Below are 23,491 nucleotides of genomic sequence, written 5' to 3'. Positions count from 1 at the left end.
AGGCAACAAACTCCATTGAGGGCTTTTATACCCAGGTGAAATGGAGTTGTCCTGCCCTGCCTTCATTGCTTTCAATGGGTAAAACCCATGCATATAAATTTTATAACAAAAAATTTTTCGTAGGAGGTGTTTTATGAAGTATCAAAAGAGTTTTATTTTGGGGGTTACTTTGCTTTTGATGACGATGATGTTATTTTTGGTGCCCCTATCTTATGCGCAGCCAATTATCAAAATTGATGGCTCATCAACAGTTTTTCCAATCACTGAGGGTGTAGCAGAAGATTTTCAGAAAGCAAAAAAAGGAGCAGTTAAGGTTACAGTAGGAATTTCTGGTACTGGTGGAGGATTCAAAAAGTTTTGCAGAGGGGAAACAGATATCTCTAATGCTTCAAGACCAATTTTGAAGAAAGAAATGGAAGAATGCCAGAAAGCAGGCATAAGGTACATTGAGCTTCCCATTGCCTATGATGCCTTAGCAGTATTTGTAAACACAAAAAATAACTGGATTAAAAATGACTGCATTACCGTTGAAGAACTTAAAAAAATGTGGGAACCCGATGCTCAAGGTAAGATTACAAATTGGAATCAGGTAAATCCATCCTGGCCAGATAGAACTTTAAGACTTGCTGGTCCTGGTGCAGATTCAGGAACCTTCGACTACTTTACTGAAGCTGTTGTAGGAAAGGCAAAGTCAAGTAGAGGTGATTATGTAGCAAGTGAAGATGACAATGTTATTATGAATGCGGTTATAAAAGATGTTGGAGCCCTTGGATATGTAGGATTAGCCTATGTAACTGAAAATAAAGGTAAGGTTAAACCATTAGCAGTCAAAAATCCTAAAACAGGTGCCTGTGTAATGCCAAGTGAAAAAACTGTCATGGATGGAACCTATCAGCTCCTTTCAAGACCTATATTTATATATGTAAATGAAAAATCTGCTAAAGAAAGACCAGAGGTAAGAGAATTTGTAGAATTCTATCTTAAAAATGCAGGAAAAATATCAAAACAGGTTGGTTATATTCCTCTCCCTCCAAAGGCTTATCCAATGGCAGAAGAAAGATTTAAGAAAATGCATGTGGGAACCGTATTTGGCGGTGAGTTACAAGTTGGTTTGACTGTTGAAGAACTTCTTAAAAGAGAAGCAAAGTATTAATTATGTTTGCTTCTTTAGGTTATAAAAGAATCTTAGACAAACTCATGCTGGCGGTGTTTTTCACCGCCGGCTTTATTACTATTTTTATAACAATCGGTATTGTATATGTTCTTTTGGCAGATACATTAGAGTTTTTTAAGGAGGTATCAATTAAAGAATTTCTAACAGAAAAAGAATGGACACCTGTTTTTGCTACAAAAAAATTCGGTATCTGGCCCCTTATTGCCGGAACATTTCTTATAGCTGCAATAGCTATGATTGTATCCGTTCCTCTTGGACTGTTAATTGCAATCTACTTAAGTGAATATGCCTCTGTTAGTGTTAAGGAAATTGCGAAACCAATAATAGAATTTTTAGAAGCGGTTCCAACAGTTGTTTATGGATATTTTACTTTATTGTTTGTAACTCCTCTTTTACAAAAAATAGTTCCTGATCTTGAAAGTTTTAATTCTTTAGCTCCTGGAGTTGTTCTTGGTTTTATGATTTTGCCTTATACTGCATCAATGGCTGAAGATGCAATGAAAGGTGTTCCTCAGCGAATAAGAGAGGCTTCTTATGCATTGGGTGCTACAAAATTATGGACTGCTATCAGAATAATTCTACCAGCATCAATTTCTGGAGTAATTGCTGGATTTATTCTTGGTGCATCAAGGGCAATAGGAGAAACAATGGTTGTTGCAATATCTGCAGGTATGTATCCTAATTTAACCCTTGATCCAAGAGAACCTATACAGACAATGACAGGATATATAGTTCAGATTGCTCTTGGTGATTTACCCTTTGGTTCTATTGAATATTTATCAATATTTGCAGTGGGGTTCACCCTTTTTATAATTGCCTTTGTCTTTAACAGTATTGCCCTTTGGTTAAAATCAAAAATAAGAGAGATGTATTAATAAAATGAAGAGTTTAGAGAAATTCGATAAAAAAAAATTAAAAAAGATAAAGCCAGACATAATATTTCCTATTTTTGGTTTTTTTGCTTTATTTTTAGTTGTTTCTTTTATGTTTACCCTCGTATTAGATGTCTTTTTAGATGGTTTCGAAAAACTTAAAGATCCCAATTTTTATACTTCTTTTCCTTCAAGATTTCCTGAAAAGGCAGGAATACTTTCTGGTTGGGTTGGTACACTACTTGTAATGGGAGGTGCTATATTTTGGTCACTTCTTATTGGTATACCTGCAGGAATTTATCTTGAGGAGTATGCTAAAAAAAGAGGATTAATAGGAAAAATCGAGAATATAATTGAACTTAACATAAATAATCTTGCTGCAGTGCCAGCAATAATTTATGGACTTTTAGCCTTAGGCATTTTTGTATACAGATTTAAGCTTGGTGAAAGTATATTAACTGCAGGTTTAACATTAAGTATTTTAATGTTACCTGTTATTGTAGTAAATACAAGGGAAGCAATAAGAAGAATTCCAAGAGACATACGTGAAGCAGCCTATGCAGTAGGTGCTACAAAATGGGATACAATTAGAGATCATATTTTCCCTTACTCCTTGGGAGGAATCCTTACAGGACTTATTATTGCTGCATCAAGAGCAATTGGTGAAACAGCTCCTTTAGTTACAATTGGAGCCTTGACTTTTATTGCCTTTTTACCGCCAAATCCAATTACTTCAGATTTTCCATATCTATCATTGACAAAGTTTTGGGAGGTTTTAATGTCACCTTTTACAGTTTTGCCTATCCAGATATTTAATTGGGTTTCCCGTCCACAGGCTGCTTTCCAGATTAACGCTGCAGCAGCAGGGTTTATATTACTTGTTTTAACGGTTTTTATGAATGCCTTAGCTTATTATATTAGGCAAAAAGTCAGGAGGAAATACATATGGTAATAGGTAGTGTAGTTATTGATAATATAAAAAATTTGATTTTTGGAACTAAAGAGAAAGTCTTAGAAGAAACAAAGGAGGCAAACTTGATTAAATCTGAAAGTGAAATCAAGATTGAGGTTAAAGAATTAAATTTTTACTATGGAGATTTTAAGGCTCTAAAAAACATAAATTTAAAAGTGCCAACAAAAAAAATAACTGCTTTGATAGGTCCGAGTGGTTGTGGAAAAACAACTCTGTTAAGATGTTTTAATAGAATGCATGATCTATATCCAGATTCAAGATACGAAGGAACCATATATTTCAATCCCTATGGAATAAACATAGTTGATAAAAATATTGATTTGCTGGATTTAAGAAGAAAAATTGGAATGGTTTTTCAAAGACCAAATCCTTTCCCAAAATCTATTTTTGAAAATGTTGCCTATGGATTAAAGGTTAATGGAATTAGAGATAAAAAATTAATCCAAGAAAAAGTTGAATGGGCACTTAGGGCTTCTGCCTTGTGGGATGAAGTAAAGGATAGATTAAAAGAAAATGCCTACTCCCTTTCTGGTGGTCAACAACAAAGACTTTGCATAGCAAGAGCTATAGCAATTGAGCCTGATGTTGTTCTTTTTGACGAACCTACCTCTGCTTTAGATCCCATTTCAACTGCTAAAATAGAGGAACTGCTTATTCAGCTAAAGGAAAAATTAACTATAATTATTGTTACCCATAATATGCAACAAGCAGCAAGAGTATCGGACTACACAGGGTTTATGTATTTGGGAGAATTGATAGAGTTTGATAAGACAGATAAAATTTTTACTGTTCCAAAAGAAAAATTAACTGAAGAATATATAACAGGAAGATTTGGATAAGATTAGTGATATATTACTTTTGTCCTTTCTGTTGGGAAGAACTAAAGGATAATTTAATAATCTGTCCAAATTGTAACTCCGATTTGAGGAAATTTTCATCAATGCCTTTTGAAGAAAAACTAATCTATGCCTTAAAACATCCTGTAAGGGAAATTCGTAAAACTGCTATTTTTATAATAGGATTAAAAAAGATGAGATCTGCTATTAAAGAATTAGAAAAAATTTTAATCTATGAAGAAGATCCAATTATGATAATTGAAATTTTAAATTCTTTAAAAAACATAGGCACTGAAGAGGCAATGGAAATAATTGAAAGATTTAAATTTCATAGTAGCTCTCTGATATCTTCCTATATTAATAAATTTCTTGTCCATAAACCTATTAATGATAATAATTAAATTGGTATAATAACAAAAGTATGAATTTAGGAGGCAGTAATGGGAATTTTAGATGCTGAGTTAAGAAAGTTAAAAGAAAAAATACTTATTTTGGGATGCCTTGTTGAAGAAGGAATAAGAAAAGCTGTTAAGGCTCTTATTGACAGAGACATCGAACTTGCTAAAAATGTTATTTCAAGAGACAATCTCATAAACGGACTTGAAGTTGAAATAAACGAAGAATGCATAAGACTAATTGCATTAAGACAGCCAATGGCTAAGGATTTGAGATTTATAACCACCGCAATGAAAATATGCACAGATCTTGAACGAATGGGTGATTTTGCAGTTAATATTGCTGAAAGAGCAATTGAACTTGCACAGGAGCCATTTTTAAAGCCCTTTGTAAATATACCTAAAATGGCTGAAATTACTGAAAGTATGGTTGAAGATGCTATTAATGCTTTTGTAAAAGAAGATGTTGATTTATGCTATGAGGTTATCAAAAGAGATGACCAGGTTGATGAACTTTTACAGAATAATCATAATGAGTTATTTGGATTGATGATAAAAAATCCTGATATTATTCCTTTAGCTCTTAAAAGAATGTTTGTTGCAAAATATCTTGAAAGAATTGCTGATCATGCTACAAATATAGCTGAAATGGTAATTTATATGGTTGAAGGTAAAATGCTAAGAGGTTCCTTTGTCACAGAAGAAGTTCAAAAACTCTGTTTAGAAGATTTTATCTCAAGGCAAAAATAGATTTATCTCATAAGTTCCTATACTTACTCTTTCAGCAATTCCTTCTTTCCAAAGTAGTTCTGTAATTTTGAGCTTTTCTTCCTTAGGAATCAAAATAATTAATTTGTTACCTTCAGATATTATTTCTTTCCATTTATTGATTTTTTCTGGCATTATTTCTTTTTCTGTAATTATGTCCATATATCCTAAAGTCATTCCATAGGTTAAAATTTTTAAATCTGGAGGCGGATTTTCCACAGGTTCTATTTGCTGCTGAAGTTTATTAAGTTTTTGTTTTAAATAGTAAGTCAAAAGTTCCTTTAAATGTTTTTCCATGTTCATTTTTTCTTCCTCAGTTTAGAAAGATCAATAATCTTCGAATCTTTCCTTTTTTGAGAATTTTCTTCTGCCCTTTCAGAGGACTCTGCATTGTTAGAAAATTTAAAAACTGGAACATTGAGTTGAACCCGTAAGTCTGGTGAAAAAACTCCTGCAATATAATTTATGGGGATGTAACATCTCTCTGGAGTGTTACCAAATACCAGAGTTGCCGTTAATGCGTCATCATTCCATTGAAAATTCATTTTTTGATTAAAGACTAAAATAAGACCTCTTTCTTTTTCTTCAGGAAGAAATCCTCTTTTGCCTATGACAACATTTTCATCGTAATCAACAATTATAAAAACTCTGCCAGCAAGATTAATTAATTCAAAAAAAGTTTGTTTTTTTAGTTCATTAAGCCTTTTTATAAGCTCTTCAGATAAATCGATCATTGTCTAATCCTGTAACTAAGTAATAAAGCACCACTAAATATCATAATCAGACATAAAATCTGTCCCATTGTGAAAATTCCCAGAATATAGCCAATTTGAGGATCTGGCTCTCGAAAGAATTCAACAAAAAAGCGAAAAATACCATAAAGAACTAAAAATAATGATGATAGAATACCAGACCTGCTAAATTTATCTTTGAAAAACCATAAAATCGTAAAAAGTACTACTCCTTCCAATGCTGCTTCATAAAGTTGGCTTGGATGTCTTGGTAGAGGACCTCCCTCTGGGAAAATCATTGCCCAGGGAACATTAGTTACTCTTCCGTAAAGCTCTCCATTTATAAAATTTCCGATTCTTCCAAGTCCAATACCGATTGGTGCTGTTAAAACAAGCATATCAGTAAGAGTGAAGAAATCAAATTTTTTAGCCCTTGTAAAAAGCCATGCTGATATCACAACACCAATAAGCCCTCCATGGAAAGACATACCTCCCTGCCAGATAGCAAAAATGTGAAGAGGATTTTCAATGTAGTAGGAAAGATTGTAAAAAATTACATATCCTAAACGAGCACCAATTAGAAGTCCTAATATTAAATAAAAATAGAGATTTTCGAGAAAATCCTTTTCAACCCGTGTTCCTTTCCTTTTTATTTCTCTCTTTACAATTAAATAAGAACATATAAAACCTATAAGATACATCAATCCATACCATCTTATTGAAAGAGGACCGACTTTAACAATTTCAGGATTTATATTTGGATAAGGAAGCATATTGTTCCTTTCTCAAATCAAAAATGAAAAATTTTTACAGTTTCTTCTGAAAACATATTCTATTTTATCACAATTTAAAATTAAAAGATTTCATGATTGTACAAATAGTCTCTAATTGACAAAAATCCTTTATGGCTTTTAAACTTAAAAGTGGATAATATTTTTTAAGGAGGGCATGTGTTAAAGGCAATCGAAGAAATTTCAACAACTAAGAAGAGGCTTAAAATTGAAATACCTGCAGAAAGAGTAGAGGAGGAAATTCAAAAAGTATTAAAAGATATTCAGAAAAAAGCAAAAATTCCAGGTTTTAGACCAGGTAAAGCACCAATCTCAATAATTGAGAAAAAATTTGGTAAAGAGGCAGAATCTGAAGTTTTAGAGAAACTTGTTTCCCAGTCCTATGATAATGCAATTAAAGAAGCTAAACTAAAACCTGTTCTTCCACCAATAGCAGAAGATGCAATTGATATAAAGAGAAAGCAACCTTTATCCTTTGAACTTATAGTAGAGGTTAGACCGGAGATTGAAAATCTTAATTACGAAAACATAGAACTGGAAGAAGTTTCAACAGAAGTAAAAGAAGAGGAAATTGAAGACGTGCTTAAGAGACTTTCAAAAGAAAGAGGCACCTATGAGCCAACAGAAGAACCAATTCAGAATGAAGATCTTGTTGTAATTGATTACACCACAGATATTGGTAAAGAGGCAAAAGATTTTGTATATAAACTTGGTGCAGGACCTTTCCCAGAAGAATTCTCCAAAGCCTTTGAAGGTAAAAGAAAAAATGAAATATTTAATATCAAAATAGACTTTCCTGAAGACTCTATTGCTGATTTTGCTGGGAAGACTGTTAATTTTGATATAACTGTTAAAGAGATTAAGAGAAGAAAAGACATTCCCTATGAAGAACTTCCAAAAGAGCTTGGTTTTGAAGATATAGAAGATCTCAAAAAATATATAAAAGAAAGCCTTGAAAGGGCTAAAAAGGAACAGGCTGAACAAAAATATAAAATAGATATTTTAAAGAAGCTTCTTGAATCCTATGATTTTGAAATTCCAGAAGGACTCCTTGAAATGGAAATAAGAAGGTTGACAGAAGAGTATGAAGCAATGGGACTTGATATAACTCAAAATATGGATAAAATAACTGAGTCAGCTAAAAGAAACGTTAAAGCCTATCTTTTACTTGAAGTTATAGGCGAAAAAGAAGGTATTTCTGTATCTCAAGAAGATTTAAAAAATGAAGTTATGAATATTGCAAAAAAATACAGTATTTCACCCCATGGAGTTGTTCAGTATTATATGTCAAAACATGGTTCTTTAGAACCACTCCGTAATAGTGTTTTTGAAAATAAAGTTTTTGACTTACTTTTGAAAAGAGTAAAATTTGTTAAAAAAGAGGAGGCACAGCAGTGAGTATAGTACCAATTGTAATAGAACAGACTGGGAGAACAGAAAGAGTTTACGATATTTATTCAAGATTACTTAAGGATAGAATTATCTTTATAGGAACAGAGATTAATGATCAAGTGGCAAATGTAGTAATTGCCCAACTACTTTTTCTTCAGACAGAAGATCCCGATAAGGATATACATATATATATCAACTCACCAGGAGGAATAGTCTCAAGTGGACTTGCCATTTATGATACCATGCAGTATGTAAAACCAGATATTGCCACTTACTGTATTGGGCAGGCATCTTCTATGGCATGTGTTTTACTTGCAGCAGGAACAAAAGGGAAAAGATTTGCTCTCCCCCATTCAAGAGTTATGATTCACCAGCCAATTGGAGGATTTTACGGACAGGCAACAGATGTTGAGATTCATGCAAGAGAGATTTTGAAGATGAAAGAACTTCTAAATCAGATTTTATCAAGACATACAGGACAGCCTATTGAGAAAATACAAAAAGATACAGAAAGAGATTTCTTCATGTCTGCCCAAGAAGCAAAGGAGTATGGAATTGTAGATGAAGTTATTTCATCTATAAAACAAAAATAGGTGAAAAATGGCAAAGAGAAGTGACGAGAATTTAAAATGCTCCTTTTGTGGAAAATCACAGAAAGAAGTTAAAAAATTAATTGCCGGCGATGGAGTATACATTTGTGATGAATGCGTTTCTCTATGTAACGAAATTTTAGAAGAGGAGAAAATTTCTAATATTGGAGGCTTAAAAACTGAATTGCCCACTCCACAGGAAATCCATAAATTTTTAAATGATTATGTGATAGGACAGGAAAGAGCAAAAAAAATTCTTTCAGTAGCCGTTTACAATCACTATAAAAGAATTTTTAAAGGTAAACCTAATGATGAAATTCAGAAAAGTAACATTATGCTTATTGGACCGACAGGTACAGGAAAAACTCTTTTAGCCCAAACGCTTGCAAAATTTCTTGATGTGCCCTTTGCAATTGCCGATGCAACAACTCTCACAGAAGCAGGATATGTTGGTGAGGATGTTGAAAATATTCTTCTTAAACTTCTTCAAAATGCAAACTTTGATATACAGCGTGCTCAAATTGGGATAGTTTACATAGATGAGATTGATAAAATAAGTAGAAAGGCTGACAGTCCATCAATAACTCGTGATGTTTCAGGTGAGGGAGTTCAACAGGCACTTTTAAAAATTGTAGAAGGCACTGTCGCAAATATACCACCTCAGGGAGGAAGAAAACATCCCCATCAGGAATACATTCAACTTGATACAACTAACATACTTTTTATATGTGGAGGAGCTTTTGTTGGACTGGAGGAAATTATAAAAAAGAGAATCGGGAAGAGAACAATTGGTTTTCTTTCGAAAACATCAAAGATGGATGAGGAAAACATCCTTACCCATGTTGAACCTGAAGATCTCATTAAATATGGTATGATTCCTGAGTTTGTTGGTAGGTTTCCAGTAGTAGCAACTCTTTGTGAATTGAATGAAGATGCCCTTGTTGAAATCCTTACAAAACCAAAAAATGCCCTTGTAAAACAATATCAGAAGTTATTCAGCATTGATGGAGTTAAGCTCACATTTACTGATGAGGCATTAAGGGCTATTGCAAAAAAAGCGATAGAGAGAAAAACAGGTGCCCGTGCTCTAAGAAGTATTCTTGAAGATATTATGCTTGATGTAATGTATCTTATTCCATCTGAAAAGGGAATAAGTGAGTGTATAATCAATGAAGAGGTTGTCGATAAAAAGGCTTCTCCTATTTTGATATATAAAGAGAAAAAAGCAAAACAGTTATAAAATATTAGTTCCCTATGACAAATACAAAGGTTAAATTAATAATCAATGGAGTAGAAATAAAAGCAGAATTCTTTGATACAGAATGCTGTAAAAGGATAATTCAATCTCTTCCAATAGAAAGCAATATTAATGAATGGGGAGATGAATTTTATTTTACTGTTGGAATTAATATGCCACTGGACAATACTGCTACAACTAAAGTAAAAGCAGGAGATATTGGCTACTGGCCACCCGGGGATGCCCTTGCTATATTTTTTGGTAAAACTCCAATAAGTAAAGGAGATGATCCTGTCCCAGCCAGTGATGTAAATATTGTTGGGAGATTAATTGATAATCCTTCAATCCTTAAAAGCCTAAAAGGAGCAAAGAAAATAAGAATTGAAAAAGAGCAAACTTAGACTTTCCTTCCCTGAAGATGAAAAATTACACATCTGGCTTCCCCTTCTTCTTAATGCCTATTCAATTATGGATGAAGGAGTAAAAAAAGATATTGAAGAGCTTGAAAAAAAAGGTAGAAAACTCGCTTGCAGAAAGGGATGCAGTAATTGTTGTGAAGCTCATAGAGATATACCTGTTTATCCAATAGAAATTGTTGGAATATACTGGTATGTTATGGAAAAAGTTAAAGAACCTATAAGGTCTGACATAAAGCTTTCTCTTATAAAACATAAAAAAGGTGATCCCTGCCCCTTTCTTATTAATAAAGCCTGTTCAATTTATCCTATGAGACCCCTTGCTTGCAGACAGTTTAATGTTTTTGGACAATCCTGTAATCATGGAGAAGATGCTTATTATACAAGGCCTCAAGATGTTCTAAAACCATCTAAAAACTATCTCGGAGAAGCCTTATATGAAACAACTCCTTTTTATAATGTCTTTGATGAAGAGGAAAAGATAGAATTTATTAATTCTGGAAAGCTTAACAGCCTTGTAAAAATTTTGCAAAATTATCCATGGATTGAACTTGCAAGAAGAATGGGATAAAAAACAGCAGGAGGAGGTAAAAATGAGTTATATAATTGTTACAGGTGGTGCAGGTTTTATAGGTGCAAATGTAGTAAAAAGATTAAATGAATTAGGTGAAGAAAAAATTTTTATCGTTGACAATCTTTCTAATTCAGAAAAGTGGAAAAATCTTGTTGACCTTTCCTTTGAAGATTATATTCATAAAGACAAATTTATTGATGAATTAAAAAAAGATAAATTTAGACTTTCAGTCAAAGCAATCATTCATTTAGGTGCAAGAAGTAGTACCACTGAAAGAGATGTGGATTTTCTCATGGAAAATAATTATGAATACACAAAAGAGCTTGCAAAGTGGTCAATAAAAAACAATGTAAGATTTATATATGCATCATCAGCTGCTACTTATGGAGATGGTAGCATAGGATTTTCTGATAATCATGATTTAATTCCTAAACTTAGGCCACTTAATGCCTATGGATATTCTAAGCAGATATTTGATTTGTGGGCATTAAAAAAGGGGCTTTTAGACAAAATTGTTGGTTTAAAATATTTCAATGTCTTTGGTCCACGGGAGAATCACAAGGGTGATATGAGAAGTATGGTTCTTAAAGCCTATGAACAAATAAAAAGAGATGGGAAAATAAGACTTTTTAAGTCCTATAATCCTCAGTATAAAGATGGTGAGCAATTAAGAGATTTTATATATGTCAAAGATGCTGTAGAAATGACTCTTTTTTTCCTTGAAAATCCTAAATTAAATGGAATTTTTAATGTGGGGACAGGAATTCCAAGATCTTGGAATGATTTAGCAAAGGCTGTTTTTTCTGCACTAAGAACAAATCCAAATATCGAATATGTCGATATGCCAGAGGAAATTAGAGGTAAATATCAATATTTCACAAAAGCTGAAATGGAAAAAATTAGGAAATCAGGATATACCAAGCCAATTTTATCATTGGAAGAAGCTGTTAAAGACTATATTTTGAATTATCTGGAAAAGAATTAATTTTTTTCTATTAATTTTATATATACATATATTTTGCTTAATCTTTCAAGGAGTTCACATATATAGAAAGCTTCATTTATACTTTTACCTACAGTAACAGCTCCGTGTTTAGCAAGAATTACTCCTTTTTTATCCTCTAAAGCTTTTACAGCCTCATAGGCAAGTTCATTTGAGCCACAGGGAGCATATTTTGCTACTTTTATCTCTCCACCTAAAACATCTTTTTGTTCATCAAGTATAAGCGGAAGAGAAATTTCTTTAGCAGCAAGAATACACGCATAGGTTGAATGGGTATGTATAATTGCCTTTACATCTTTTCTTGCTTTATAAATTTCAATATGAAGTTTTTTTTCTGATGATGGTTCTCTTTCTCCTTCAATTATTTTACCGTTTAAATCAATGAGAACTATGTCAGAGGTTTTAATCTTTTCGTAACACTTTGATTTTGGCGTAATCAGTAGATAATTATCATTTACCCTAATACTTAAATTTCCGCTAATTCCGGTTACAAATCCTTTCCGATAAATTTTTCTTGCAAAATTTACAATTTCTTGTCTTTCCTTTTTCCACTTCATAGTTTTATTATAAACATATACAGGAATAAAAATTATACCTTGGAGGTGATTATATGAAATTTTTTTTAAAGTTTTTAGTTGTTATTTTACTTCTTTTCTTATCAACCTCTGTTAATGCGTACAATATTAATGATCTTTTGAAGGAGTTAGACATTCCCCAATGGCGTGAGAAGATTTCTAACCCAAATTTTGTAAATCAGTTTAAAACACAGGAAAGATTTAAAGCTGTTGTTGATTTAGCCGATGCTCGAGGATATGATTGGAGATACAGGATAAGAGCAATCAGACTTCTTGGTCATATCGGAACACCACAGGCACAGGAAGCACTTCTTTCAATGTTTCAGGATCCCTTTTTTCATCATGAATGTCCTTCTTTAAAATCCTATGTTGCAGAAGCTCTCGGTGATTTTCCTGGAGGCAGAAGATTAGTTGATATTCTAAAAGATGGTTTGAAAGATCCTGAATTATTAGTAAGAGAGGCAACCGCTAAATCTCTTGGGAAAATTAGAATGCCTGATTCTGTAAAATACCTTAAAGAAGCTTTTGAGTCAGAAAAAAGTTTAGCAGTAAAAATTGCTATTGTTAATGCATTAAAATCTATCGGGACTGAAGAGGCTAATATATTTATTAGACAAATTGCTTCAGATGGAAAACATGAGGATCTAAAAGATGCTTTTGGAGGTTCTCTATAATCCAGAAAAAGTTCAGGAATTTGACCCCGATGAAATTATTGCTATTTTTGAATCTGCCTTTAGTATTTTAAGAGAAGAGCCTGCTTTTATAAACATTGGGCAAACAGACGGGAAAGTGACATTTGTTGGAGATACCCATGGAGACTTTTTAGTAACTAAATTTATTGTGAAGAGATTTCTTGAAGAAGAAAATGAAAATAGATACTTAATCTTTCTTGGAGATTATATTGATAGAGAACCAGAGCCAGAGGGTTCTCTGTATAACTTAATTTATCTATGCTTGTTAAAAATAAATTTTCCTCAAAAAGTATTCCTTTTAAAAGGTAATCACGAAGCTCACTATTCCATTTATTGTCATCCCTATGAATTTGACAGAGAATTGATAGATATCTTCGGAAGTTTTGGAGTAAAAATTCATAATTCAGCTGTAGAAGTTTTCAAAGAAATGCCACTTATGATTAAGACTCAGAATGGTATAATAGCATCTCATGCAGGTTTTCCCTTGCATGGACAAATTATTAATCATAAATCAAGGCAGGACCTTATAATTGATATTCTCTGGGCAGATCCTGCAATCTCTCCTGTATTCAGAGGATATGATATTCCTAAGTTTACAGAAGAAGAACTGTCTGAATATTTAAAGTCTCAAGATGCAAAATGTTTTATAAGAGGACATGATCCCTATGTAGCAAGTAAAATAATATATTCAAAAAAATGTTTAACTATCTTTACCTGTCGAAGTTATGCCTCCCGAGCAGGTATTACAATAGCAAGTACAAAGCTGTCAAAAAATATAAAAGATGCTGAAGATTTATTTTTAGAAAATCTCACTTCATACTTTGTTTCATCTGAATAAATCTGGTAATGCTTCTGTTATAGGTAGCCTCTACTTCAGGAGTAAAATAGCAGGCTGGTAGTTCTCCTCTTTTCCTGTGATAATGTAGGCATTCACAGCATATGCCTTTTTTTTCACAGGGTTCATAGGTACATGTACAGATTTTTTTGTTTTTTTCAATTTTACATTCCATTATGTCCTCCACGTAGACTCTATTACATTTTAAATATTATACCATTTTAAAACTATCTCATTGATTATTTGACTTCTTTTAGAGTTATTAATAGAAGCATCATTTTAAAGAATTCTATAAAAATCATAAATATAATCTATTGCATTACTAAATTTCAAAGGAAAATCCTATTTTACATAAATAATTAATCTATAGTAAAATTATCCAAATTTTTTAGAGGAGGGTATATGGAGGGCTTAAAGAACTTTTTTGCAACAAAAGGAGGTATTATTTTTGTTGGTTTGGTTATAGGAGTTTTAGCTCCAGTGCTTCAAAAGCTTGGGAATCCTCCAAATATGGGTATATGCGTAGCCTGTATGGAAAGGGATATTGCAGGTGCTTTAGGACTTCACAGAGCATCAGTTGTTCAGTATATGAGGCCAGAAATCATTGGATTTGTTTTAGGAGCCTTTCTTTCTGCTTTAGCTTTTAAAGAATACAGGCCTCGTGGAGGTTCAGCACCATTTATCAGATTTATTCTGGGCATTTTTGCAATGATAGGTGCTCTTGTTTTTCTTGGCTGTCCATGGAGAACCCTTTTAAGACTTGCTGGCGGTGATGGAAATGCAATTTTTGGTTTATTAGGGCTTATCTTTGGAATATGGGTTGGAACAAGATTTTTAAAGGCAGGATACACCCTTGGAAGAACTCAAACTTCAGCAAGCAAAGCCACAGGTCTTGCCTTTCCTTTACTGATGTTAGGTTTTTTAATCCTCCTACTCATTGATCCTCAGCCCGAGGGAGAGCCGAAAGGAATGCTTCTTTTTTACAGTATAAAAGGTCCTGGTTCACAACATGCTCCTTTATTTATATCCTTGGGAGTTGCCATGTTAATAGGGGTTCTTGCACAGAGAAGCAGATTTTGCACAATGGGTGCCTTTAGAGACCTTTTACTTTTTAAACAGGGACATCTTTTCTTAGGTGTAGCTGCCTTTTTCTTATCAGCATGGATAACAAATATAATACTTGGACAGTTTAACCCAGGATTTGAAAAACAACCCATTGCCCATACAATGCAAATTTGGAATTTCTTAGGTATGACCCTTGCTGGATTGGCCTTTGTTTTAGCAGGAGGTTGTCCAGGTAGACAGCTTTTTATGTCTGGTGAAGGAGATGCAGATGCTGCTATTTTTGCATCTGGTATGATAGTAGGTGCTGCAATTGCTCATAATTTTGGATTGGCAAGTTCACAAGCAGGAATTGGTCCAAATGGAGCAATTGCAACAATAGTAGGTTTAATTATCTGTGTAATAATCGGACTAACAATGAGAAGGAGGTAAAAATGGCTGAAATTGTTGATGCAAGAGGGCTTTCATGTCCTGAACCAGTTCTTTTAACTTTAGAGACTATAAAAAAGCTTGGTAAAGGAGAGATAGAAATACTTGTAGACACAGATACCTCAAAAGAAAATGTATCAAGAGCAGCTCAATCAATGGGTTGGCAGATTCTTAAGATAGTTGAAGAGGAAAAAGGATATAAAATTACTATAAAAAAGGATTAAGAAGAAATAAAATGAAAATTCTTAAAAAATTATTCAGAGAAAAAAATCCGTCTACTGATAAGGGACTTCTTATCTTTGATAATACTTCAGAGGTTATAAGGGCAGAAAATATACTAAAAAGCCATGGATTTAATGTAAAAGTTGTTGGACCACCACCCCATGTAAGAAAGGGTTGCGATCTTGCAATAGAATTTCCTATTGTTGAAACAATGGGTGTATTGAATGTTCTTGAAACTAAGGGACTTAGTCCTATTGACTGTTTACCATCAAATGATGGTAATTTAAAGCCCGTTGATCTTTTTCATATCAAAGACTACGGAAGATTTCTAATGGTAAGGGCAGCAAATATGAAAATAACCATTCACAAAAGTAGTCTAACAATTGTAAATATCTCAGGTGGTGGCTGTCCTGATGTTCCCTATCTTGCAGCTTGTCTTGTTGGCAAAAAAATTAATGAAGCACCTGAACCAAGAACACTTGGGCATACTCTTTGTGGGTATGCCCTTCAATTAGCCTATGATAAAATAAAAGAATTATGCTGGCAGTGATAGGCACAGTTCCAGAAGAAAACTTTCCGATATTATTCGGAAAAGTTGAACTTATTAATGATTTTTTATTTATTGAGGGAAGAAAAATTTCAATTCAAAGAGGCACTTCTGCATTGATTGCCTCAACTTGTAAGGTTCTTCAATTTCTTAAAAAAGACTTGCCTTATGCTTATCTTGTAGGAGATACAGGAAAGGGCTATGGAAGTAAAAGGCTTTATGAGTTTTTTACCAATGATATAAAAAAAAGAAGCTTTGATACCCTTACATTTCATTATTTGCTTCCAGATGCGGATTGGTGTAATAAAATTTTATTTGCCATTGAGGATTTACCAAAGCGTCCCTTTTTAATTGCTGATGCGGGGTTTATGTATGCTGCAAAAATGAGCGGAAATGCAACAATTTTTGACCTTTTTACTCCAGACCCCGGTGAGCTTGCCTTTTTAGCCGATGAAGAAGCCCCTCATCCCTTTTATACAAGAGGATTTCTGCTACAGGATGAAAGTAGAGCAGAAGAACTTATTCAGAGAGCCTATAAACATAATAATGCTTCAAAATATATGCTTGTTAAAGGAAAGAGAGATTATATAGTTAAAGAGGGGAAAATATTAGATATTATATCAGAGCCATGCATTGAAGCCCTTGAGCCTATCGGTGGAACAGGTGATACTTTAACAGGTATAACATCTGCTTTAATAGATTCGGGCTTTCCTGCTGAAAAAGCTATGATACTTTCTGCCCAGATTAACAGAATTACGGGTATGCTTTCAAATCCAGATCCATCAACACAGATAGTAGAGATTATAAAATTTATTCCAGAGGCAATTAAAAAGAAATATATTGAAATTTGATTTTAATCTGTAACATTAGATATAAGTCCATGCTTTATTGCATAATTTATGATTTCTGCATTATTCTGAAGATTAAGCTTTTCGAGGATTCTTGCTCTGTAGGTACTTACTGTTTTAATGCTAATTGATAAATCCTTTGAAATCTCCACAAGGCTTTTGCCTTTTGCGATCATAAGGAAAACTTGAAATTCTCTCTCAGATAATTTTTCATGAGGTAAAATATCTGATGGTTTTTGAAAGTAAGATATAAGTTTTTCTGAAAAACTTTCTGGAATATATTTTCCACCTTTTGAAATTTTTTCTATTGCTTTATTTAGCTCTTCTGGGTCTGCGGATTTTGTTATGTATCCATCAGCTCCTAATTTTAATGCTCTTGCTGCATACTGTTCCTCTGGATACATGCTTAACATTAATATTTTTACTTTGGGATTAATTGATTTTAGACGTCTTAAGGTCTCTAACCCATCAATTTTTGGCATGGCAATATCAAGAAAAATAAGATCAAAAATTTCCTTTTCTATCATACTAAATGCCTCATATCCACTATCTGCTTCCTTACATTCCTTAACTGAGGGATTATCAAGAAGTATTTCTCTTAACCCCTTTCTAAAAAGTGTATGGTCATCAACTATTAAAATTTTAAGTTTATTCATTTTTTAAAAATTTTTTCGTAATTGCAAGATTATTATATTTTTAGTTTTGATTTATAATTTGTTCCCTCAGGGGCACTGAAAGTATTACCTCTGTGCCTCCTTCTTCAGCTTTTCTAATATCTATTGTTGCATTGATTGAGTAAGCTCTTTCCTTCATAGCCATCAATCCAAAGGATTCAGGACTCTTAATTTTATCTTCACCAATACCTACTCCATTGTCTTTTACAATAATTATAAAACTTCCATCAACTCTAAAAAGTTTAATTGATACCTGAGTAGCATTTGCATGTCTTGCTATGTTTGTTAAAGCTTCTTGAAATATTCGAAAAATTGCAATAGAAGTTTCTTTTGAAAGCTGAATATTATCTTCAGATATTTCTATCTTGCATGGAATTAAAGTATTCTTCTCAAATTCCTTTACCTGCCATTTTATAGCATCTTGTAAAGTCAGATGATCAATTAAAGATGGTCTTAGTTTGTTAGCAATATTCTGAACTTGTTTTATAAGAGAGTTAATCAGGTTCATTGCTTCATCAAATTTTTCCAGAAGCGTATCATCTTTGATTCTTTTTTTAATCCATGAAAGGGATAGTTTTAAAGCGGTCAATGATTGGCCTAATTCATCGTGAATTTCTTTTGATATTTCCTTTCTTTCGCTTTCTCTTATATTTTGAAGGTATAAAGAAAGTTTTCTTAAAGCTTCTTTTGATTTTCTGAGTTCTTCTTCTATTTTTTTTCTATATGTTATATCCCTTCCGATAGTCTTAGTTTTTACAAAATTACCTTTTTCATCAACTTCAACATAAACATTTAAGGCAGCAGTAAAAACAGAGCCGTCTTTTCGAACAAAATCTCTCTCAATTTGTATGTGGCTGTACTTATGGATATTGGGAAAGAATTCCATCTGTAACTTTTTTGATTCCTCTGTCATAAAATCTGTGATGGGTCTACCAATGATTTCGTCTTTTCTGTATCCAAGCATTTTTGCCTCTGTTTCATTGCAATCAATTATTATCCCATTTTTGTCAACAGAGTGATACATATCTGGAGCGTTATCATAGAGGTCTCGATATTTTTCTTCTGACACTCTTAACTGATGTTCAATTTTTTTTCGCTTTGATATGTTTATTGCGAGTAAAAAAATTGTTAAGGTAGAGGCAATAAATATGAGAGTAAGAGTAATAAGTGTTTTTTTATATTTTATAAGAAAACTTTCAGGATAGTTCAATATAAAGCTTTCCTTTGGAACTTTTGACAAAGAAATATTAAATCTCTTTAGCTCTTTGTAGTCAAACATATACTCATTAGGGCTTTCTTTAATAACAGGAATATCCTGAGGGTTTTTCCCATTAAGAATTTGCAACACAATTTCTCCAGCTCTTTTACCCTGTAAAAAAGCACTTGTTAATTTACCACCAACAATTCCTCTTCCTAAATAAAAATCCCAAACACTATAAATAGGAGCTTTTATATGAGGGTAGAGTAAATCAAGACTTTCTTCATAGGCAAAGAAATTCCCTGTTTTATCCCTATTAACAAGTAAAAGAAGAACTATACTTTTTGGTGGTATTTGACCTACAGATTTTATCAGTTCTTTCATATCTGGATTTTCGACTATTTCAAGATTTATTTTATTCTGGATTTCTGATAGAGCTTTCATTAACTCTCTTTTCATTGCTAATCCTGTAGTTGTAATATCATTTATTACGTAAATATTTTCTGTCTGCGGATGAAGTTTCAATGCAATTTTAATTGTACCTGCAATATCTGTTTCTTCTGCTACGCCTGTAAACCATTTGCGATATTTATCTATTAATTCTTCATTAAAATTATTGATACCACAAAATACAACAGGAAGATTGTTAAATAATTCTTTATAATGTTTCAATGTAAAATTTAATGCATCGTTATCTGATACTATGACAACATCAAATTTGGATTTCTTATACTTTTCTTTAAAATAATTGAAGAATCTTTCCATTTGCATTTGTTCAGAAAATCTTTTAGTATCCATATACTCTATATAGTATTCGATTTCGCTTTCTAAAGGTTTGAGCGCCTCTTTAATCCCTTTTACAATATTATCTGTCCAGCTTAAGCCATGATGATAGGAGTTTAGAATAAGTATCTGCTTTTTATCGGTCTGAGCAAAAGAAAAAGAAGTAAGACAAAGAAAAAATATGATTGTCAATATAAACCTTTTATACATAACCTGTTTCTTTCATCCAATCATTATACCTTGCTGCCCTGGGAATTATGCTTATTCCTGAGGAATCTATATGACATTTAAATCTATCCTTATCTGGGGAAAAACCTATTTCTTCGCCTTCATAAATAATATTTTTTTTGTCAACTATTACTCTGTAAAGTTTACTATTTTTTTTGATTACAACATCATCCATTATTAATGACTCCTTTATTTCTGCATTTTTTTCTACAATTACACCGCTTCTTATAAAGGAATTTTCAATTTTCCCGCCATATATTATTGTCCCATCAGAAATTATGCTATTTTTTATTTCACCATTTAATATTTTTGCTGGAGGAGTATCATTTTTAGAAGGATAAATAGTCCAGTGTTTGTTGAAAATCTCAAAAATAGGTTTTTCTCCAAGCATGTCCATATGGGCATCGAAATAAGCCCTTATTGTTCCCACATCTCTCCAATAACCCTTTTCTTCGTAATTTTTTAACCCTGGTATTTCATTTTTAGCAAAATCGTAAGAATAGACTCTACATCCTCTTCCTACAAGTTCTGGAATTACATGAGCTCCAAAATCGTGTTGTTTTTTCTTTTCAGCTCTTATAAGGGCATCTATCAAAATATCTGTGTTAAATATATAATTACCCATTGAGACAAAAGCCATAGAAGGATTGTCAGGCATAGGTACAGGGTCTTTTGGTTTTTCCTGAAATCCAATGATTTTTTGATCAGGTTGAGTAACAATTACACCAAAAGAAGAAGCCTCATTTATTGGAACAGGTCTTGCTGCAACAGTTACCTCAGCATTTTTTCCCATGTGAAACTCTATCATCTGCCTTATATCCATTCTATATATATGATCTGCTCCAAATATTAATACAAAATCGGGTTTATGTTCTTTAATTAAACCTATATTTTGAAATACCGCATCTGCAGTACCTTGAAACCACTCAGGTCCCATACGCATCTGGGGAGGCACAACAGTAACAAAGTGGTCTCTTCCAACAGATAAAAATCCCCAGTTTTGTCTGATATGTTCAATAAGTGATTGAGATTTATACTGAACTAAAAGATAGATAGAATAAATTTTTGAATTGACAAGATTACTAAGGACGAAATCAACTATTCTGTATTTTCCACCAAAGGGTACAGAAGGCTTTGATCTGAAGGAAGTAAGTGGAAAAAGTCTTTCACCTTTTCCACCTGCCAACACTATTGCTAAAACATTAGGAAGAGCCATTTTTTACCTCCCTATATATGTAAAGTGTCCAAAAATCAGTTTTATTCCATTTATTTAAAAATTTTTCAATTTCGATTCTTTCTCTTTCCTTATCCGATGAATTTACTATTATTTCCCCTTCACTGAAACCCACCACCACCATATAATGATACTTTTTATAAAACCAAAAACCTTCATCAACCATAACAATTAAAGGATGTCCTCTTTTAATTTTATCTTTTAAATCATCTAAATTTCCTCTGTATTGTTCTACTTTTAATCCAAATTTTTTAGCATAAAAGAGCATATCAAAATCCGAAGTTCCCTTTGCATCTTTACTATAAATCTCTGATGCTATTTCTGAAGGTTTAATATTTATCCCCCAAAAATTTAAAACCATTGCTAAAGAAGTAGGACCGCATTGATAAGCCTTTGAAGGAAAAAATGGGACAGAGGATATTATAAAGTCATAGGCGTAAGATTTTGTTAAAAAAACAACGATGATAAAAATTTTAATGAGAATAATTTTCTTCATAATTAACTTCTTTTTAATATCATAACTCTTTCAATTCCTGCAAGGTCAGGGACTATTTTTATCATTTTAAATCTTAATTTTTCAGCCATTTTTTTTATTTCCTCTGCTTGACCTATTCCAATTTCAAAAAAAATTAATCCTTCTTCAATTAGATAATCTTCTGCATTGTTTAATATTTTCTCGTAATACAGAAGCCCCTTTTGTCCTCCATCTAAGGCTTCTTTAGGTTCGAAATCTTTTATTTCAGGTTGAAGATTTTTTATTTCATCGGATTCTACATAGGGTGGATTTGCAGTGATTGAAATAAAAGAGTTTTTTTTCAATGGAGAAAGTAAATCACCAACAACAAAAAAAGCATTTGAAACACTGTTGAGTATTTTATTTTTATGTGCATATTTAATAGCATTTTCTGAAATGTCTACTCCTATAATTTTAAGTTGAGGTAGATTTTTTGCAATAGAAAGGGCAATACATCCTGAACCTGTACAAAGGTCAACTACGAATCCGTCTTTTTTATTTATTATCTCCTCTCTTTTTAGAAATTCTTCAATCAAAATTTCTGTTTCAGGCCTGGGGATAAGCACTCCAGGACCTACTTTTAATTTTATATTGAAAAAATCGCATTCTCCTATAATATATTGAAGAGGTTCTCTTTTAAGCCTTCTTTGAACTAATCTATCTATTTCATATATTTGTATTGAGGTTAATTGAGGATTTTGGGAGTAAAGTTTTACTTTATCAATTTTAGCTATATGACAAACTATTTCTTGGGCTTCCTTTTGTGGGAAGGGGATTTGATTTTTTTCAAAAATTTTTTTTATTTCTTCAATTTTTTTTAAAGCATTCACATTTCTTTCAGTTTTTCAGCCTGATAATAGGAAATCAGTGAATCGATCATTTCATCGAGATTGCCATCTAAAATCTGATCCAATTTGTATAGAGTAAGTCCAATTCTGTGGTCTGTTACACGATTTTGGGGAAAATTATAAGTTCTTATTCTTTCACTTCTTTCTCCTGTGCCAACCTGTTGTTTTCTCTCTGAAGCTCTTTCTGCTTCCTTTTTCTGCCTTTCCATTTCAAGTAATCTTGCTCTAAGAACTTTCATTGCCTTTTCTCTGTTTTTAATCTGAGATCTTTCATCCTGACACTGCACAATTATTCCTGTGGGTATATGAACTATTCTTACTGCAGAATAGGCAGTATTTACAGACTGTCCACCGGGACCTGAAGAACAGAATGTGTCAATCCTTAAATCTTTCTCTTCAATTTTAATATCTACATCTTCTGCTTCTGGAAGGACAGCAACAGTTGCTGTGGATGTATGAATTCTTCCAGAAGCCTCTGTAACAGGAATTCTCTGTACTCGGTGAACACCGCTTTCGTATTTAAGTTTACTGAATGCTCCCCTACCTGAAATATTTGCGATAATTTCCTTAAAACCACCAAGTCCTGTAGGATGACTGTCGATTATTTCTACTTTCCAGCCCTTAGATTCAGCGTATTTTGAATACATTCTGAATAAGTCAGCAGCAAAAAGAGCTGCTTCATCTCCACCTGTACCAGCTCTTATTTCAAGAATAACATTTTTTTCATCTCGTGGGTCCTTAGGAAGAAGTAAAATTGTTAATTCCTGCTCAATTTGAGGTTTTATTTTTTTAAGATTTTGAAGTTCATCCTCTGCAAGTTCCTTTAAATCTCCGTCTCCACTTTTCAAGATTTCTTCTAATTCCTCTATTTCCTTAACAATTTTTTTATATTCTCTGAATTTGGTAACAATAGGTTCAAGTTCTGACTGTTCTTTTGACAATCTAAGAAATTCTTCTCGATTTGAAAAAATTGAAGGCTCTGACAGAGCTTTTGTTATTTTATCGTATTTATTTTCTACTTCTAATAATTTATCTAACATTTAATGCCTC

The 23,491-nt window shown here is 32.7% G+C and carries 29 protein-coding genes; 18 read left to right on the top strand and 11 right to left on the bottom strand.

What is annotated here, in order from left to right:
* Window positions 1-178: 178 nt before the first annotated feature.
* The 6 genes from QI155_RS05945 to phoU all read left to right on the top strand — a co-directional run bounded on the left by QI155_RS05945 (window position 179) and on the right by phoU (window position 5,000).
* On the top strand, window positions 179-1,153 hold the full coding sequence (locus tag QI155_RS05945; RefSeq protein ID WP_348650831.1) for a PstS family phosphate ABC transporter substrate-binding protein: 975 nt from the start codon (window positions 179-181) through the stop codon (window positions 1,151-1,153).
* A gap of 2 nt (window positions 1,154-1,155) precedes the next feature.
* Window positions 1,156-2,049, top strand: coding sequence for a phosphate ABC transporter permease subunit PstC (gene pstC / locus QI155_RS05940; RefSeq protein WP_068858532.1), 894 nt, complete (start codon window positions 1,156-1,158; stop codon window positions 2,047-2,049).
* Between the two features lie 4 nt (window positions 2,050-2,053).
* On the top strand, window positions 2,054-2,998 hold the full coding sequence (gene pstA / locus QI155_RS05935; protein WP_068858534.1) for a phosphate ABC transporter permease PstA: 945 nt from the start codon (window positions 2,054-2,056) through the stop codon (window positions 2,996-2,998).
* Window positions 2,999-3,084: 86 nt separating this feature from the next.
* The gene (gene pstB, locus QI155_RS05930; protein ID WP_068858740.1) at window positions 3,085-3,858 is read left to right on the top strand and encodes a phosphate ABC transporter ATP-binding protein PstB; all 774 of its coding nucleotides are present in this window, start codon (window positions 3,085-3,087) and stop codon (window positions 3,856-3,858) included.
* Between the two features lie 101 nt (window positions 3,859-3,959).
* Window positions 3,960-4,256 carry a HEAT repeat domain-containing protein gene (locus QI155_RS05925; protein ID WP_083200007.1) on the top strand — a complete coding sequence of 99 codons (297 nt, stop codon included), beginning with the start codon at window positions 3,960-3,962 and terminating at the stop codon, window positions 4,254-4,256.
* 39 nt (window positions 4,257-4,295) lie between these two features.
* Window positions 4,296-5,000, top strand: a complete 705-nt coding sequence (gene phoU, locus QI155_RS05920; protein ID WP_068858538.1) for a phosphate signaling complex protein PhoU — start codon at window positions 4,296-4,298, stop codon at window positions 4,998-5,000.
* On the opposite strand, the gene QI155_RS05915 is transcribed toward phoU, so the two are convergent.
* From QI155_RS05915 to lgt, 3 genes are read right to left on the bottom strand one after another with little or no spacing between them, the layout of a single operon-like run.
* A complete protein-coding gene (locus QI155_RS05915; RefSeq protein WP_281321269.1) occupies window positions 4,986-5,315 on the bottom strand; it encodes a hypothetical protein in 330 nt (109 codons plus the stop codon). The genes phoU and QI155_RS05915 overlap by 15 nt on opposite strands.
* 2 nt (window positions 5,316-5,317) lie before the next feature.
* Window positions 5,318-5,752, bottom strand: a complete 435-nt coding sequence (locus QI155_RS05910; protein ID WP_068858542.1) for a ClpXP protease specificity-enhancing factor SspB — start codon at window positions 5,750-5,752, stop codon at window positions 5,318-5,320.
* Window positions 5,749-6,522, bottom strand: a complete 774-nt coding sequence (gene lgt, locus QI155_RS05905) for a prolipoprotein diacylglyceryl transferase (RefSeq protein ID WP_281321268.1) — start codon at window positions 6,520-6,522, stop codon at window positions 5,749-5,751. The genes QI155_RS05910 and lgt overlap by 4 nt, the downstream gene beginning before the upstream one ends.
* 177 nt (window positions 6,523-6,699) lie before the next feature.
* On the opposite strand from lgt, the gene tig reads away from it, so the two are divergent.
* From tig to rfaD, 6 genes are read left to right on the top strand one after another with little or no spacing between them, the layout of a single operon-like run.
* Window positions 6,700-7,938 carry a trigger factor gene (tig, locus tag QI155_RS05900; RefSeq protein ID WP_281321267.1) on the top strand — a complete coding sequence of 413 codons (1,239 nt, stop codon included), beginning with the start codon at window positions 6,700-6,702 and terminating at the stop codon, window positions 7,936-7,938.
* A complete protein-coding gene (clpP, locus tag QI155_RS05895) occupies window positions 7,935-8,525 on the top strand; it encodes an ATP-dependent Clp endopeptidase proteolytic subunit ClpP (RefSeq protein WP_068858548.1) in 591 nt (196 codons plus the stop codon). Before tig ends, clpP begins: the two co-directional genes overlap by 4 nt.
* A gap of 7 nt (window positions 8,526-8,532) precedes the next feature.
* The gene (clpX, locus tag QI155_RS05890; protein ID WP_068858550.1) at window positions 8,533-9,762 is read left to right on the top strand and encodes an ATP-dependent Clp protease ATP-binding subunit ClpX; all 1,230 of its coding nucleotides are present in this window, start codon (window positions 8,533-8,535) and stop codon (window positions 9,760-9,762) included.
* Window positions 9,763-9,776: 14 nt separating this feature from the next.
* On the top strand, window positions 9,777-10,160 hold the full coding sequence (locus tag QI155_RS05885) for a cyclophilin-like fold protein (RefSeq protein ID WP_068858552.1): 384 nt from the start codon (window positions 9,777-9,779) through the stop codon (window positions 10,158-10,160).
* Window positions 10,141-10,746, top strand: a complete 606-nt coding sequence (locus tag QI155_RS05880; RefSeq protein WP_281321266.1) for a YkgJ family cysteine cluster protein — start codon at window positions 10,141-10,143, stop codon at window positions 10,744-10,746. The genes QI155_RS05885 and QI155_RS05880 overlap by 20 nt, the downstream gene beginning before the upstream one ends.
* A 22-nt stretch (window positions 10,747-10,768) precedes the next feature.
* Window positions 10,769-11,734 carry an ADP-glyceromanno-heptose 6-epimerase gene (gene rfaD / locus QI155_RS05875; protein WP_281321265.1) on the top strand — a complete coding sequence of 322 codons (966 nt, stop codon included), beginning with the start codon at window positions 10,769-10,771 and terminating at the stop codon, window positions 11,732-11,734.
* Here rfaD and QI155_RS05870 read toward each other — a convergent pair.
* Window positions 11,731-12,309 carry a class II aldolase/adducin family protein gene (locus tag QI155_RS05870; RefSeq protein WP_068858554.1) on the bottom strand — a complete coding sequence of 193 codons (579 nt, stop codon included), beginning with the start codon at window positions 12,307-12,309 and terminating at the stop codon, window positions 11,731-11,733. The two genes, rfaD and QI155_RS05870, sit on opposite strands and share 4 nt — an antisense overlap.
* Before the next feature lie 53 nt (window positions 12,310-12,362).
* Between QI155_RS05870 and QI155_RS05865 the strand changes: the two genes are divergently transcribed.
* On the top strand, window positions 12,363-13,001 hold the full coding sequence (locus QI155_RS05865) for a HEAT repeat domain-containing protein (RefSeq protein ID WP_068858562.1): 639 nt from the start codon (window positions 12,363-12,365) through the stop codon (window positions 12,999-13,001).
* Window positions 12,979-13,857 carry a metallophosphoesterase gene (locus QI155_RS05860; RefSeq protein WP_068858564.1) on the top strand — a complete coding sequence of 293 codons (879 nt, stop codon included), beginning with the start codon at window positions 12,979-12,981 and terminating at the stop codon, window positions 13,855-13,857. The genes QI155_RS05865 and QI155_RS05860 overlap by 23 nt, the downstream gene beginning before the upstream one ends.
* On the opposite strand, the gene QI155_RS05855 is transcribed toward QI155_RS05860, so the two are convergent.
* Window positions 13,829-14,029: a DUF6485 family protein gene (locus QI155_RS05855; RefSeq protein ID WP_068858573.1), complete on the bottom strand. Its 201-nt coding sequence runs from the start codon at window positions 14,027-14,029 to the stop codon at window positions 13,829-13,831. The genes QI155_RS05860 and QI155_RS05855 overlap by 29 nt on opposite strands.
* A 227-nt stretch (window positions 14,030-14,256) precedes the next feature.
* Between QI155_RS05855 and yedE the strand changes: the two genes are divergently transcribed.
* The 4 genes from yedE to QI155_RS05835 are packed head-to-tail and all read left to right on the top strand — an operon-like array spanning window position 14,257 to window position 16,965.
* Window positions 14,257-15,348 (top strand): YedE family putative selenium transporter, encoded by a 1,092-nt coding sequence (yedE, locus tag QI155_RS05850; protein ID WP_068858587.1) that lies wholly within the window; start codon window positions 14,257-14,259, stop codon window positions 15,346-15,348.
* A gap of 2 nt (window positions 15,349-15,350) precedes the next feature.
* On the top strand, window positions 15,351-15,569 hold the full coding sequence (locus tag QI155_RS05845; protein ID WP_068858589.1) for a sulfurtransferase TusA family protein: 219 nt from the start codon (window positions 15,351-15,353) through the stop codon (window positions 15,567-15,569).
* An 11-nt stretch (window positions 15,570-15,580) separates the two neighbouring features.
* Window positions 15,581-16,117, top strand: a complete 537-nt coding sequence (locus tag QI155_RS05840) for a DUF3343 domain-containing protein (RefSeq protein ID WP_068858591.1) — start codon at window positions 15,581-15,583, stop codon at window positions 16,115-16,117.
* Complete coding sequence (locus QI155_RS05835) at window positions 16,105-16,965, top strand: NAD(P)H-hydrate dehydratase (RefSeq protein ID WP_068858593.1); 861 nt, start codon at window positions 16,105-16,107, stop codon at window positions 16,963-16,965. The genes QI155_RS05840 and QI155_RS05835 overlap by 13 nt, the downstream gene beginning before the upstream one ends.
* Before the next feature lie 2 nt (window positions 16,966-16,967).
* On the opposite strand, the gene QI155_RS05830 is transcribed toward QI155_RS05835, so the two are convergent.
* Genes QI155_RS05830 through prfA form a run of 6 tightly spaced genes read right to left on the bottom strand, consistent with a single transcriptional unit; the run spans window position 16,968 to window position 23,481 of the window.
* Complete coding sequence (locus QI155_RS05830; RefSeq protein WP_068858595.1) at window positions 16,968-17,618, bottom strand: response regulator transcription factor; 651 nt, start codon at window positions 17,616-17,618, stop codon at window positions 16,968-16,970.
* A gap of 40 nt (window positions 17,619-17,658) precedes the next feature.
* Complete coding sequence (locus QI155_RS05825; protein WP_068858597.1) at window positions 17,659-19,827, bottom strand: ABC transporter substrate binding protein; 2,169 nt, start codon at window positions 19,825-19,827, stop codon at window positions 17,659-17,661.
* Window positions 19,820-21,061, bottom strand: a complete 1,242-nt coding sequence (gene glgC / locus QI155_RS05820; protein WP_068858599.1) for a glucose-1-phosphate adenylyltransferase — start codon at window positions 21,059-21,061, stop codon at window positions 19,820-19,822. Before glgC ends, QI155_RS05825 begins: the two co-directional genes overlap by 8 nt.
* Complete coding sequence (locus QI155_RS05815; protein WP_068858601.1) at window positions 21,048-21,575, bottom strand: C39 family peptidase; 528 nt, start codon at window positions 21,573-21,575, stop codon at window positions 21,048-21,050. Before QI155_RS05815 ends, glgC begins: the two co-directional genes overlap by 14 nt.
* Before the next feature lie 2 nt (window positions 21,576-21,577).
* Window positions 21,578-22,423, bottom strand: coding sequence for a peptide chain release factor N(5)-glutamine methyltransferase (prmC, locus tag QI155_RS05810; protein WP_068858605.1), 846 nt, complete (start codon window positions 22,421-22,423; stop codon window positions 21,578-21,580).
* Window positions 22,420-23,481: a peptide chain release factor 1 gene (prfA, locus tag QI155_RS05805; protein ID WP_068858607.1), complete on the bottom strand. Its 1,062-nt coding sequence runs from the start codon at window positions 23,479-23,481 to the stop codon at window positions 22,420-22,422. The genes prmC and prfA overlap by 4 nt, the downstream gene beginning before the upstream one ends.
* Window positions 23,482-23,491 lie beyond the last annotated feature (10 nt).

Source organism: Thermodesulfovibrio sp. 1176 (genome assembly GCF_029946585.1).
Lineage (GTDB): Bacteria > Nitrospirota > Thermodesulfovibrionia > Thermodesulfovibrionales > Thermodesulfovibrionaceae > Thermodesulfovibrio.
This window is presented reverse-complemented; position numbering and strand designations above follow the sequence as displayed.